13 protein-coding genes are annotated in these 13,228 nt (G+C 61.9%); all 13 read left to right on the forward strand.

All coding sequences use genetic code 11. The features are described 5' to 3' along the window. Positions 1-74 precede the first annotated feature (74 nt). Complete coding sequence (locus ASD95_RS10750; protein WP_056721567.1) at positions 75-1,286, forward strand: sensor histidine kinase; 1,212 nt, start codon at positions 75-77, stop codon at positions 1,284-1,286. A 5-nt stretch (positions 1,287-1,291) separates the two neighbouring features. After that, a complete protein-coding gene (locus ASD95_RS10755) occupies positions 1,292-2,677 on the forward strand; it encodes a sigma-54-dependent transcriptional regulator (RefSeq protein WP_056721569.1) in 1,386 nt (461 codons plus the stop codon). 125 nt (positions 2,678-2,802) lie between these two features. Further along, positions 2,803-3,129, forward strand: coding sequence for a flagellar hook-basal body complex protein FliE (gene fliE, locus ASD95_RS10760; protein ID WP_008052868.1), 327 nt, complete (start codon positions 2,803-2,805; stop codon positions 3,127-3,129). 16 nt (positions 3,130-3,145) lie between these two features. Then, on the forward strand, positions 3,146-4,933 hold the full coding sequence (gene fliF / locus ASD95_RS10765) for a flagellar basal-body MS-ring/collar protein FliF (protein WP_056721571.1): 1,788 nt from the start codon (positions 3,146-3,148) through the stop codon (positions 4,931-4,933). Continuing rightward, the gene (gene fliG / locus ASD95_RS10770; protein WP_007983391.1) at positions 4,926-5,945 is read left to right on the forward strand and encodes a flagellar motor switch protein FliG; all 1,020 of its coding nucleotides are present in this window, start codon (positions 4,926-4,928) and stop codon (positions 5,943-5,945) included. The genes fliF and fliG overlap by 8 nt, the downstream gene beginning before the upstream one ends. 4 nt (positions 5,946-5,949) lie before the next feature. Further along, positions 5,950-6,747 (forward strand): flagellar assembly protein FliH, encoded by a 798-nt coding sequence (gene fliH, locus ASD95_RS10775; protein WP_056721572.1) that lies wholly within the window; start codon positions 5,950-5,952, stop codon positions 6,745-6,747. Continuing rightward, positions 6,737-8,095, forward strand: coding sequence for a flagellar protein export ATPase FliI (gene fliI / locus ASD95_RS10780; RefSeq protein ID WP_056721574.1), 1,359 nt, complete (start codon positions 6,737-6,739; stop codon positions 8,093-8,095). Before fliH ends, fliI begins: the two co-directional genes overlap by 11 nt. Positions 8,096-8,101: 6 nt before the next feature. After that, positions 8,102-8,551, forward strand: coding sequence for a flagellar export protein FliJ (fliJ, locus tag ASD95_RS10785; protein ID WP_056721577.1), 450 nt, complete (start codon positions 8,102-8,104; stop codon positions 8,549-8,551). Between the two features lie 89 nt (positions 8,552-8,640). Next, on the forward strand, positions 8,641-8,940 hold the full coding sequence (locus tag ASD95_RS10790; RefSeq protein WP_056721579.1) for an STAS domain-containing protein: 300 nt from the start codon (positions 8,641-8,643) through the stop codon (positions 8,938-8,940). 5 nt (positions 8,941-8,945) lie between these two features. Further along, a complete protein-coding gene (locus tag ASD95_RS10795) occupies positions 8,946-10,652 on the forward strand; it encodes an ATP-binding SpoIIE family protein phosphatase (RefSeq protein ID WP_056721581.1) in 1,707 nt (568 codons plus the stop codon). A 30-nt stretch (positions 10,653-10,682) separates the two neighbouring features. After that, positions 10,683-11,033 carry an Hpt domain-containing protein gene (locus tag ASD95_RS10800; RefSeq protein WP_056721582.1) on the forward strand — a complete coding sequence of 117 codons (351 nt, stop codon included), beginning with the start codon at positions 10,683-10,685 and terminating at the stop codon, positions 11,031-11,033. Positions 11,034-11,133: 100 nt separating this feature from the next. Further along, positions 11,134-12,480, forward strand: coding sequence for a flagellar hook-length control protein FliK (locus ASD95_RS10805; protein ID WP_056721585.1), 1,347 nt, complete (start codon positions 11,134-11,136; stop codon positions 12,478-12,480). 235 nt (positions 12,481-12,715) lie between these two features. Continuing rightward, positions 12,716-13,219: a flagellar basal body-associated protein FliL gene (gene fliL, locus ASD95_RS10810; RefSeq protein WP_056721587.1), complete on the forward strand. Its 504-nt coding sequence runs from the start codon at positions 12,716-12,718 to the stop codon at positions 13,217-13,219. Positions 13,220-13,228 lie beyond the last annotated feature (9 nt).

The raw sequence follows: 13,228 nt of genomic DNA on the forward strand, positions 1-13,228 counted from the left end.
TTTTTAGGCACGGGTATTGCTACGTCCCTCGCAACGTTCCGTTTCACTGACGGTCAGCCAAGCGAGAGAGCACGATGCCCCAAGCCGCCCAGATGTCTCCTGTCCCTGATGCTTCGCGGCAACCGTCCTCCGCGGAGCAGGCGAGCCGGCTTGGCCTTGAGCAGGCATTCGCGCTGTTCAATCAGATGTCCAGTCAGTTGACCGATTCCTACAGCATGCTTGAAGCCCGGGTCACCGAGCTCAAGGGTGAATTGGCGGTGGTCAGCGCCCAGCGCATGCAGGAGCTCGCAGAAAAAGAACGCCTGGCCAACCGCCTGCAAAACCTCCTCGATCTGTTACCCGGCGGTGTCATCGTCATTGACGCCCAGGGCATCGTGCGCGAAGCCAATCCGGCGGCGTGCGAGTTGCTGGGGCTGCCGCTGGAGGGTGAATTGTGGCGCCACGTCATTGCCCGCTGTTTTGCGCCGCGCGAAGACGATGGTCATGAAGTCTCCCTCAAGGATGGTCGGCGCCTGTCGATCGCCACGCGCTCGCTGGACGCCGAGCCTGGCCAGTTGGTGTTGCTCAACGACCTGACCGAAACCCGCCATCTGCAGGATCAACTGGCCCGTCATGAGCGGCTGTCGTCGCTGGGGCGCATGGTCGCTTCGTTGGCTCATCAGATACGCACGCCGTTGTCCGCCGCGTTGCTGTATGCCAGTCACTTGACCGAGCAGGAGCTACCGGTCGCTACCCAGCAACGCTTTGCCGGGCGTCTCAAGGAGCGCCTGCACGAACTGGAGCACCAGGTGCGCGACATGCTGGTCTTCGCCCGGGGCGAGTTGCCGCTGACCGACCGGGTGACGCCGGGCCAATTGATGCAATCGTTGCAAGCGGCGGCGTTGACCCACGTACAGGATCTGCCGATCCGCTGGCAGTGCGACAGTCATTCGGGGGAGTTGCTGTGCAATCGCGATACCCTGGTCGGCGCGATCCTCAATCTGATCGAGAACGCCATTCAGGCCAGTGCCGGTCAATTGCGCCTCAAGATTCACCTCTACACCCGCGGCAACAACCTGCGTCTGTGCGTCAGTGACAGTGGCTCCGGTATCGATGCCGCGGTTCTGGCGCGATTGGGCGAGCCCTTTTTTACCACCAAGGCCACCGGCACGGGTCTTGGCCTGACCGTGGTCAAGGCAGTGGCGCGTGCTCATCAGGGACAATTGCAGTTGCGCTCGCGGCTCGGTCGCGGCACCTGCGCGCAGGTGATCCTGCCGTTGTTCAGCAGCGCTCAAGGAGCGGAGTGACACAGATGGGTATCAAGGTTCTGTTGGTCGAAGATGATCGCGCATTGCGCGAGGCGCTGGCCGATACGCTGTTGCTCGCGGGCCACGATTACAAGGCGGTGGGCTCGGCAGAGGAGGCGTTGCTTGCCGTCGGTGGCGAAGCCTTCAGCCTGGTGATCAGCGACGTCAACATGCCGGGCATGGACGGCCACCAGTTGCTGGGCCTGCTGCGAGCGCGGCAGCCGCAGTTGCCGGTGTTGCTGATGACGGCTCACGGTGCGGTCGAGCGTGCGGTCGACGCGATGCGCCAAGGGGCGGCGGACTATCTGGTCAAGCCATTCGAGCCCAAGGCGTTGCTCGATCTGGTGGGGCGTCATGCCCTGGGCAGTCTCGGCCTGGTCGAGGGTGAAGGGCCGATAGCATTCGAGCCGGCGAGCGCTCAGTTGCTCGAATTGGCAGCGCGGGTCGCACGCAGCGATTCCACGGTGTTGATCTCGGGTGAGTCGGGCACGGGCAAGGAAGTGCTGGCGCGCTACATCCATCAGCATTCTCATCGCGCCCGTCAGCCGTTCATTGCGATCAACTGCGCAGCGATCCCGGACAGCATGCTCGAAGCGACCTTGTTCGGGCACGAGAAGGGTTCCTTCACCGGCGCCATTACCGCGCAAGCCGGCAAGTTCGAGCAGGCCGACGGCGGCACCATTCTGCTCGACGAAATTTCCGAAATGCCCCTGGGGCTCCAGGCCAAGCTGCTGCGCGTGCTGCAAGAGCGCGAGGTCGAAAGGGTGGGGGCGCGCAAGCCGATCACCCTGGACATTCGTGTGGTCGCCACCACCAATCGCGACCTGGCGGGTGAAGTGGCAGCAGGGCGTTTTCGCGAAGATCTTTACTATCGCCTGTCGGTGTTTCCCCTGGCCTGGCGCCCATTGCGCGAGCGCACCGCCGACATCCTGCCGCTGGCCGAGCGTCTGCTGGCCCGGCACATCAATAAAATGAAGCATTCGGCTGCCAGGTTGTCCCCCGAAGCCCAGGCGTGCCTGATCGGTTATCCGTGGCCGGGTAACGTGCGTGAGCTGGACAACGCGATTCAGCGTGCGCTGATCTTGCAGCAGGGCGGCTTGATCCAGCCGCTGGATTTCTGCCTGGCCGGGCCGGTGGCTTGTGCGCCACTGCCTGCGTTGGCGCAGGCGCCGGTGTGTTCTGTGGAAGTCGGATCAGAGTCGGCCGGTGCGCTGGGCGATGACCTGCGTCGCCGTGAATTCCAGATGATCATCGATACCCTGCGCGCCGAGCGCGGTCGTCGCAAAGAGGCGGCCGAGCGCCTGGGTATCAGCCCGCGAACCCTGCGCTACAAGCTGGCGCAGATGCGCGATGCCGGCATGGATGTGGAAGCCTTTTTGTACGCGACCTGAATGTGGGTTTGGTAGTCAGGAGGGCTTTTGTTCAGAGTGGCCATGGAGCTGGCACCCTTGTTGCTAACACCTCACTACCCGCCGAGTGAGTGTCAAAAAATTGCGGGTCGTCAAAGAGAGAAACCATGAGCCAAGGTATTGAATTCAATCGGTTGATGCTGGATATGCGCGCCATGCAAATGGATGCCATGTCTGCGCCGAAATCGACTGCCGTCCCTGAAATGACGGGCAGCAGCTTTTCCGACATGTTCGGTCAGGCTATCAATAAAGTGAACGACACCCAGCAGGCTTCCACGCAGTTGGCCAGTGCGTTCGAAATCGGCAAAAGCGGCGTCGATCTCACGGACGTAATGATTTCCTCGCAGAAGGCCAGTGTGTCGTTCCAGGCGTTGACCCAGGTGCGCAACAAAGTGGTCCAGGCCTACCAAGACATCATGCAGATGCCGGTTTAAAGGACGAGATTGAGTCATGGCAGAAGCAGTCGCCGATAACGTTCCGGCCAAGGCCGCTCCAATAGACGGCAAACCGCCGCTGTTCGGGTTGTCCTTCCTGGAAAACCTCTCCGAGATGACCATGTTGCGTCAGGTGGGCCTGTTGGTCGGCCTGGCGGCAAGCGTGGCGATTGGTTTTGCCGTGGTGTTGTGGTCCCAGCAACCGGACTATCGGCCTCTGTACGGCAGCCTTGCCGGCATGGATGCCAAGCAGGTCATGGATACCCTGGCCTCCGCCGATATCCCGTACACCGTCGAACCCAATTCCGGAGCCTTGCTGGTCAAGGCCGATGACCTGTCCCGTGCGCGGCTCAAGCTCGCGGCCGCTGGTGTCACTCCCAGCGATGGCAACATCGGTTTTGAAATCCTCGACAAGGAACAGGGACTGGGCACCAGCCAGTTCATGGAAGCGACCCGCTACCGTCGCGGCCTCGAAGGCGAACTGGCCCGCACCATCTCCAGCCTGAACAACGTCAAGGGTGCCCGCGTGCACCTGGCGATCCCGAAAAGTTCGGTGTTCGTGCGCGACGAGCGCAAGCCGAGCGCATCGGTTCTGGTTGAACTCTATTCCGGTCGCTCCCTGGAACCCGGCCAGGTCGTAGCCATCATCAACCTGGTGGCAACCAGTGTTCCCGAACTCGGCAAGTCGCAGATCACCGTGGTCGACCAGAAGGGCAACCTGCTTTCCGATCAGGCGGAAAACTCCGAGCTGACCATGGCCGGCAAGCAGTTCGACTACAGCCGTCGCATGGAAAGCATGCTCACCCAGCGCGTGCACAACATCCTGCAGCCGGTGCTGGGCAACGACCGTTACAAGGCCGAAGTCTCGGCTGACGTGGATTTCAGTGCGGTCGAATCGACTTCCGAGCAATTCAACCCGGATCAACCGGCATTGCGCAGCGAACAGTCGGTCAACGAACAGCGTACCGCCAGCAATGGCCCGCAAGGCGTGCCGGGTGCCCTGAGTAACCAGCCGCCAGCGCCGGCCTCCGCGCCGCAGACCACCGGCGGCACTCCGGGGGCAGCAGGCATGGTGCAACCGGGCCAGCCACTGGTTGATGCCAACGGCCAGCAAATCATGGACCCGGCCACCGGTCAGCCGATGCTCGCGCCGTACCCGGCGGACAAGCGTCAACAATCGACCAGGAACTTCGAACTCGATCGCTCCATCAGCCACACCAAGCAGCAGCAGGGCCGGTTGAATCGCCTGTCGGTGTCGGTAGTCGTTGATGATCAGGTCAAGATCAACCCGGCCAACGGCGAAACCACCCGTGCGCCGTGGACCGCCGATGAATTGGCGCGCTTCACTCGCCTGGTGCAGGACGCGGTCGGCTTCGATGCCAGCCGTGGCGACAGTGTCAGCGTGATCAACATGCCGTTCTCCGCCGAGCGCGGTGAGGTGATTGCCGAAATTCCGTTCTACTCCCAGCCGTGGTTCTGGGACATCGTCAAGCAAGTGCTGGGCGTGCTGTTCATTCTGGTGCTGGTGTTCGGTGTGCTGCGTCCGGTGCTCAACAACATCACCGGTGGCGGCAAGGGCAAGCAGCTTGTTGGTTTGGGTAGCGACGTCGAGTTGGGCGGCATGGGCGGCCTGGACGGCGAACTGGCCAACGACCGTGTCAGCCTCGGTGGCCCGACCAGCATCCTGCTGCCGAGTCCGAGCGAAGGCTATGACGCTCAGTTGAACGCAATCAAGAGTCTGGTGGCAGAAGATCCGGGTCGTGTGGCCCAGGTCGTGAAAGAGTGGATTAACGCAGATGAGTGATAACCGAGCCGTTGCCGCCAAACTGTCCAAGGTCGACAAAGCCGCAATCCTGTTGCTGTCCCTGGGCTCCACCGACGCCGCCCAGGTGCTGCGTCACATGGGCCCCAAAGAAGTCCAGCGCGTGGGCGTGGCGATGGCCCAGATGGGGAATGTGCACCGCGAGCAGGTCGAACAGGTGATGAGCGAGTTCGTCGATATCGTCGGCGACCAGACCAGCCTGGGCGTCGGCTCCGACGACTATGTGCGCAAGATGCTCACCCAGGCCCTGGGCGAAGACAAGGCCAACGGCCTGATCGACCGCATCCTGCTCGGTGGCAACACCAGCGGCCTCGACAGCCTGAAATGGATGGAGCCGCGCGCCGTCGCCGACGTGATCCGTTATGAGCACCCGCAGATTCAGGCGATCGTGGTGGCGTATCTCGATCCGGACCAGGCCGGTGAAGTGCTGGGCAACTTCGACCACAAGGTGCGGCTGGACATCATTTTGCGGGTGTCCTCGCTGAACACCGTACAGCCAGCGGCCCTGAAAGAGCTCAACCAGATTCTCGAGAAGCAGTTCTCCGGCAACTCGAATGCCTCGCGCACCACCCTGGGTGGCATCAAGCGCGCGGCGGACATCATGAACTTCCTCGACAGCTCGATCGAAGGCCAGCTCATGGACTCGATCCGCGAAGTCGACGAAGACCTGTCCGGCCAGATCGAAGACCTCATGTTCGTATTCAACAACCTGGCCGACGTCGACGACCGAGGTATCCAGGCACTGTTGCGCGAAGTGTCCTCCGACGTGCTGGTACTGGCCCTCAAAGGGTCGGACGAAGGCGTCAAGGAAAAGATCTTCAAGAACATGTCCAAGCGTGCGGCCGAACTGTTGCGCGACGACCTGGAAGCCAAGGGCCCGGTGCGCGTCAGCGACGTGGAAACCGCGCAGAAGGAAATCCTCACCATTGCCCGCCGTATGGCCGAAGCCGGGGAAATCGTTCTCGGCGGCAAAGGCGGCGAGGAAATGATCTAACACCATGGTCAAGAATGATGATGCACCCACTGACCTGATCCGGGCCAGGGATGTCAGTGGCTTCGAGTCCTGGGCGCTGCCCAGTTTCGACCCGCCGGAACCCGAGCCAGAACCTGCGCCTGAACCCGAACCGCCGGAAATGGAAGAGGTGCCGCTGGAGGAGGTCCAGCCACTGACCCTGGAAGAACTCGAAAGCATTCGCCAGGAGGCCTACAACGAAGGCTTCGCGGTGGGTGAGAAGGAGGGCTTCCACAGCACCACGCTCAAGGTTCGCCAGGAAGCCGAACAGGCGCTGGCACCGAAGCTTGCCGGGCTGGAACAGTTGATGGCGCACTTGTTCGAGCCCATCGCCGGGCAGGACACCCAGATTGAAAAGTCCCTGGTCGAGCTCGTGCAGCACATCACCAGGCAAGTGATCCAGCGCGAACTGGCCATCGACTCGACGCAGATCGAACACGTCATGCGCGAAGCACTCAAGCTCTTGCCGTTGGGCGTGGGCAATGTGCGGCTGTACATCAATCCCCAGGACTTCGCACAGGTCAAAGCCCTGCGCGAGCGTCATGAGGAAACCTGGCGCATCGTCGAGGACGAATCGCTGTTGCCCGGCGGTTGCCGGGTCGAGACCGAACACAGCCGCATCGACGCCACGGTCGAAACCCGTGTCGTGCAGGTGATGGACAAACTGTTCGATCAATTGCACGAGCAGGCCTTGCACCCGGCCGCGCCGGACCTGAGCCTGGAACTGCCGATCGACAGCAAGCCTGCGGCCGCGCCAGAAGCGGATGCACCTGATGCGCCTTGAACGCACCAGCTTCGCCAAGCGCCTGGGCAGTTACGCCGAGGCGACTGAATTGGCCGGCGCGCCGATCCTTGAGGGCCGCTTGTTGCGCATGGTCGGCCTGACCCTCGAAGCCGAAGGTCTGCGCGCCGCCATGGGTAGCCGCTGCATGGTGATCAACGACGACAGCTATCACCCGGTGCAGGTCGAAGCCGAAGTCATGGGCTTCTCCGGCAGCAAAATCTTTCTGATGCCGGTCGGCAGCGTTGCCGGTATTGCACCCGGCGCCCGCGTTGTTCCCCTGTCCGATACCGGTCGCCTGCCCATGGGCATGAGCATGCTCGGGCGGGTGCTCGATGGCGCCGGTCGGGCGCTGGACGGCAAGGGCGGGATGAAGGCCGAGGACTGGGTGCCGATGGATGGCCCGACCATCAACCCGCTCAAGCGCGAACCGATCAGCGAGCCGCTGGACGTGGGCATCCGATGCATCAACGGCATGTTGACGGTGGGGCGCGGCCAGCGTCTCGGGCTGTTCGCCGGTACCGGTGTTGGTAAATCCGTGCTGTTGGGCATGATGACCCGCTTCACCGAGGCCGACATCATCGTCGTCGGGCTGATCGGTGAGCGGGGGCGTGAAGTTAAAGAGTTCATCGAGCACATCCTCGGTGAAGAAGGGCTCAAGCGTTCAGTGGTGGTAGCGTCTCCGGCGGACGATGCGCCGCTGATGCGTCTGCGCGCGGCCATGTACTGCACGCGCATCGCCGAATATTTCCGCGACAAGGGCAAGAACGTCCTGTTGCTCATGGATTCGCTGACCCGTTTCGCCCAGGCCCAGCGGGAAATCGCCCTGGCCATCGGTGAGCCGCCAGCGACCAAGGGCTATCCGCCGTCGGTATTCGCCAAGCTGCCGAAACTGGTGGAACGGGCCGGCAACGCGGAGAAAGGTGGTGGTTCGATCACTGCGTTCTACACCGTGCTGTCCGAAGGCGATGACCAGCAGGACCCGATTGCCGACTCGGCGCGGGGCGTGCTCGACGGGCACATCGTGCTGTCGCGGCGCCTGGCCGAGGAAGGGCATTACCCGGCCATCGATATCGAGGCCTCCATCAGCCGGGTCATGCCGGCGGTGGTGTCGCCGGAGCACATGATGCGCGCGCAGTACTTCAAGCAATTGTGGTCGCGCTATCAGCAGAGTCGCGACCTGATCAGCGTTGGCGCCTACGTCGCCGGTGGTGATCGCGAGACCGACCTGGCGATTTCCCTGCAACCGCAACTGGTCAAATACCTGCGCCAGGGCCTCAACGACAGCATCAGCCTGGGCGAAAGCGAAGCGTATCTGGCCTCGATCTTCGCGCCCGCGGCAGGTGGTTAAGCGGTCATGGCCCTGAGTCGGGCGGGACGGCTGGCGCCGGTGGTGGAAATGGCCGAAAAGACCGAGAAAACCGCGGTCCAGCGCCTGGGGCACTTTCAAGGGCAGGTTCGCCTGGCACAAAGCAAGCTCGCCGACCTCGAAGCCTTCCGTCTCGACTATCAGGAACAATGGATCGTGCGCGGCAGCGGCGGCGTCTCGGGCCAATGGTTACTGGGTTATCAGGGCTTTCTCGCGCAACTGGGCACGGCCATCGACCAGCAGCGGCAAAGCCTGGCCTGGCATCAGAACAACCTGAACAAGGCGCGGGAGACCTGGCAGCAGGCGTTTGCCCGGGTCGAAGGCTTGCGCAAGCTGGTTCAGCGCTATGCCGACGAGGCGCGGGCGCTTGAAGACCGGCGCGAACAGAAACTGCTGGATGAATTGTCCCAGCGCCTGCCGCGTGATAACCCCTATTGAACGTGCTTTCAAAAAACAGGCTGGCTTGCCCCCATCCTCTTCAGATGCTAAACCTTCTAAACGTTTGCCAATGACAAGGAAGCCATTAAATGTCGGTGATTACAGAAGTGTCCGAGGATGGACAAAGGCTGACGATCTCGATCAGGGGACGATTCGATTTCGCCAAGCATCAGGAATTTCGTCAGTCCTACGAAGATAAACAGCTATCGGCGGTCGTGGTCGACCTGAAGGATGCCACCTACCTCGACAGCTCGGCCCTGGGCATGCTGCTTTTGCTGCGCGATCACGCCGGTGGCGACGACTCCGATGTGCGCGTCGTCAACAGCAGTACCGACGTGCGCAAAATCCTCGCCATCTCCAACTTCGACAAACTGTTCGACATCAGTTGATTGCCATGCAGCCACTGGAACCGCTGACAATCCTGATTGCCGAGGACAGCGCCGCCGATCGCCTGCTGCTGTCGAGCATCCTGCGCCGCCAGGGGCACGACGTGCTGACGGCGGCCAACGGCGCCGAAGCGGTCGAGGTGTTTGGCCAACAACAACCGCACATGGTGTTGATGGATGCAATGATGCCGGTCCTGGACGGCTTCGAGGCGGCCCGGCAGATCAAGGCCCTGGCCGGGGAAACCCTGGTGCCGATCATCTTCCTCACGTCGTTGTCCGAAAGCGAAGCCCTGGCCCGTTGCCTGGAAGTCGGCGGTGACGACTTTCTGGCCAAGCCCTACAACCAGGTGATTCTCGCTGCCAAGATCAAGGCGATGGATCGCTTGCGGCGCTTGCAGGACACCGTGCTGCAACAGCGTGACCAGATCGCCCGGCACCACGACTACCTGCTCAACGAACAGCGCGTGGCCAAGGCCGTTTTCGACAAGGTGGCGCACTCCGGCTGCCTGAATGCAGCGCCGAATATCCGTTATCTGCAATCGCCCTATGCGCTGTTCAACGGCGACCTGTTGCTGGCCGCGTTCACCCCGGCCGGAGACATGCACGTGCTGCTGGGCGACTTCACCGGCCACGGTCTGCCGGCGGCGGTGGGCGCCATGCCCCTGGCCGAAGTTTTCTACGGGATGACCGCCAAGGGCTACGGCCTGGCGGAAACCCTGCGCGAGATGAATGCCAAGCTCAAGCGCATCCTGCCGGTGGACATGTTCTGCTGTGCCACCTTGCTGTGCCTGAGTTTTCAGCGCCGTTCGGTGGAAGTCTGGAACGGCGGCATGCCCGACGGTTACCTGCATCGCGTTGCCAGTGGCGAGCGAACGCCTCTGCCGGCGCGGCACCTGCCTTTGGGGGTGCTGAGCCCGGACTCCTTCGACGAGCGAACCGACGTGTATCCCATGGCCATCGGGGACCGGGTATTTCTCCTGTCCGATGGCGTGATTGATACCTGCGACGCCAATGATCAGTTGTTTGGCGTGCAGCGATTGCAGTGGGTGTTTGCCGCCAATCGCCAGCCGGATGCACTGTTCGAAGAGATCGAGCAGGCGCTGCGTCATTTCGGCGGAGAAGCACGCGATGATGTCAGCATGGTAGAAATCAGCCTGCTGGAGAAGGCGCAGATCACGCCGCCGGCGTTGGTCTACTCCGACAGCGGCCAGTCCTGCCCGCTGGACTGGTCGGTGAGTTTCGAGTTTCGCGCCGCCACGCTCAAGCGTTTCAATCCGTTGCCCTATCTGTTGCAACTGTTGCTTGAGGTGCATGGTCTTCGGGCTCAGAGCGGTGCGCTCTACAGTGTGCTGGCGGAGCTCTATTCCAATGCGCTGGAGCATGGCGTGCTGGGGCTGGATTCGAGCCTCAAGCGCGATGCCTCGGGATTTGCGCGGTATTATCAAGAGCGTAATACCCGGCTGGACGAACTGCAGGATGGCTATGTACGGTTACATTTGCAGGTGACGCCAACGGACGACGGCGGTTGCCTGGCCATTCACATCGAAGACAGCGGCAAGGGTTTCGATGTCGAGCGGGTGATGGCAAGACCTTTGGAAGACGTCCGCCTGTCGGGGCGAGGGGTCAGTCTGATCCGCCAGTTGGGGCGTAATGCCCGCTGGAGCGACAATGGTCGAAGTGCACGCGTGGAGTTTATCTGGGAGGCTCTGGCATAATCCGCGCATTCTTGATCAAGGAGTGAGCAAGTGGACGACACACATGTGGATCGCGACGTGCTGAGTGCATTGCAGGAAGTGATGGAAGGGGGCTATCCGGATCTGCTGGATATCTTTCTTGCGGACTCCGAAGAGCGCCTGAAAGTCTTGAGAACAGCTGACAGTGCCGCACGGCTCGTAGAAACCGCCCATAGCTTCAAGGGCAGCAGCAGCAATATGGGCGCCTTCCGGCTGACAGAGCTCTGCCATCAACTTGAACAGCGGGCTAAAGATTTGCCATGGGCCGCCGTTCAGGAGCTGGTCGGCGAAATCGATCGCGAGTTCGCCGGTATCCGACCTCTGTACGAAGCTGAACGACAGCGTTGCCCGGCGAAAATCTGAGCATCCGCTGCATTGGGTCTTCTTCAAGTGAAACTGGCTCGACCTTTGCAGTCAACTCATCCAACTGTACTTACGAGCCCCGTGCAGCGGAGACCGTTTCATGCCCGTTACCCCCGATATTCTGCTTCCGGCCTCCAGGCAAGCCAAGACTCAGGCTGGCTCCGCCAATCCTGCGGCGCTGACCGCTGAGCCCGGGGGCAAGGCCGCAAGCTTCGCTCATGTCTATGCCAGCCAGGCCCAGGGCAAGCCCAATGTGTTGGCGGATGCTCCGGTCAGGCCGGGTCGCGACGCAACCTGCGATGTTGCCGGAAAAAAAGACGCCAATGACGACAAGTCTGCCGTCGAGGAACCGGTGGTTGCCGATGGCGGCAAATCCTTGCCTGCCGACCATTCGGCGCAGACTGACGACAAGACCGCCGGCGATGATGCGTCAGATGCCGCCCCGGCTCCTGTCGTCGATGCCGCACCGCTCGATCCGGCGCTTGATCCTTCATTGCAATCCGTCGTACAGGCACCGGTGGCCTTCGCCGTGGTCGACGCTGTGCAACCTGTCGTTGACGCGCCGGTAGCCGCCACTGCTACGGCTACGGCGGCTCCAGTGCTGGCCACTGCCGACGGTGATTTCGATCCCTCGACCGATCCCCTAGACGCCTTGCCGGCGGTGCGCCTGGCGATGGAGCAGGGTGGTCACGTATCGGCCTCCAGCCAGGCGCAGCCCAAGGCTGCACCGACACAGGCGCAAGCCCAGGCTGACGTTGAGCAGACGTCGGCGCAAAACTTTGCCGCCGGCATGGCGACCATGCTGGATGTTCAGGGCGACAAGAGCAGCACCGGCCAGGGTGACGACAAGGCTTTCAGCGGCTTGATCGACGACGGCCTGAAGGACCTCAAGTCCGCCAGCAGCGACACCCGTGTCGATGATTTCGCCAACCGTCTGGCAGCGCTGACCCAGGCCGCCACACCGAAGACTGCCAATGCCTTGCCGGTGAACCAGCCGATTGCCATGCACCAGAGCGGCTGGACCGAAGAGGTGGTGAATCGGGTCATGTACCTGTCCAGCGCCAATCTCAAAGCGGCGGACATCCAGTTGCAGCCCGCTGAACTCGGACGCCTGGACATTCGGGTGAGCATGGTTCCCGATCAACAGACCCAGGTCACCTTCATGAGTGCGCATCCGGGAGTGCGTGAGGCGCTGGATGGCCAGGTCCATCGCTTGCGCGACATGTTCGCGCAGCAGGGAATGGGCCAGGTCGATGTCAACGTTTCGGACCAGTCCCGTGGTTCGCAGCAAGGGCAGGAACAGGCCGGGCAAAGCCAGAGCGGACGAACCAGTGCCAGCGGCGGTCGCCTCGACTCGATGGATGACGACATCACCCCGAGCGTCGCTGAAGTAGCGGCCAATACCAGCAGCGTGATCGGCTCCAGCGCGGTCGATTACTACGCCTGATCAGGCCATACACCAAACCCTGTGGGAGCGGGCTTGCTCGCGAATGCGGTCAGTCATTCAAAATCTCTGTCGACTGACACTGCCCCTTCGCGAGCAAGCCCGCTCCCACAGTGGTTTTGCGCCGTCTTCAAATTGTGCCAAGCCCACCCATCCCCGCTCCCAGCCGTTCTGGCATAACACTTGCTCCTGCCTTGCCGTGCGACTGTGAAAACCCGAATAGTGACGGATTATTGGCATGGCGAAGAGCGACGCAGCAGTAGTAAAAGACCCCGCAACCAAAGGCAAACTCAAGCTGATCATCGTGATCGTGGCGGCCCTGCTGCTGGCGATCGGTTTGTCCGTGGGGGCGACCTGGTACTTCATGCACGGCGCCCAGAGCAAGCCTGCCGCCGCAGTGGAGCAGGCTCCCGCCGGCAAGCAGCCAGCGATTTTCGAATCGATGGCGCCGGCTTTCGTGGCCAACTTCAACCAGAACGGTCGCCAGCGCTACATGCAAGTGAGCATCACCATGCTCGGTCGTAACCAGGCGGATCTGGATGCGCTCAAGGTCCACATGCCGGTGATCCGCAATAACCTGGTGATGCTGTTCTCCGGGCAGGACTTCGCGACCCTCGCCTCGCCGGTCGGCCAGGAAATGCTGCGACAGAAAGCCACCGCCAGTGTCCAGGAAGTGGCGCAGAAAGAGCTCGGCAAAGTGGTGATCGAACAGTTGCTTTTCACTAATTTCGTACTGCAGTAGGAACACGAC

This window comes from Pseudomonas sp. Root71, from assembly GCF_001429045.1.
GTDB classification, from domain to species: Bacteria; Pseudomonadota; Gammaproteobacteria; order Pseudomonadales; family Pseudomonadaceae; genus Aquipseudomonas; species Aquipseudomonas monachiensis.